Origin of the sequence: Bradyrhizobium sp. sGM-13, from assembly GCF_018398875.1 — a bacterium.
Lineage (GTDB): Bacteria > Pseudomonadota > Alphaproteobacteria > Rhizobiales > Xanthobacteraceae > Bradyrhizobium.
Map to the genome: position 1 here is coordinate 1 of NZ_JAGWDK010000425.1, position 239 is coordinate 239.

Here is a 239-nt window from a genome sequence, read left to right on the forward strand (position 1 = left end):
GATCGACGATCAGAAGTCTTTCGCACCGAGTGCCATTGCCGCGGGCATGACCGCCCTCACCCAAGTCGCGTTGGAAATTTCCGCTCCAACTCCGGCAGAATTGAGTAAGTGGCAAGCTGGTTCAACTGACCTTCTAGAAAACGCAAGGCGCAAGCTCGTGAAGCGCACAGGTCCAAAGGGGCTTGAAGAAGCTGTCGCAGAGGCGATGAATTGCTTGCTCCAAGGGAATTCTGCCCTTG

1 pseudogene is annotated in these 239 nt (G+C 55.2%); it reads left to right on the top strand.

Annotation, left to right across the window (positions count from 1 at the left end):
- A pseudogene (locus tag KJQ96_RS39530) lies at positions 1–239 on the top strand (hypothetical protein); the annotation flags it as partial.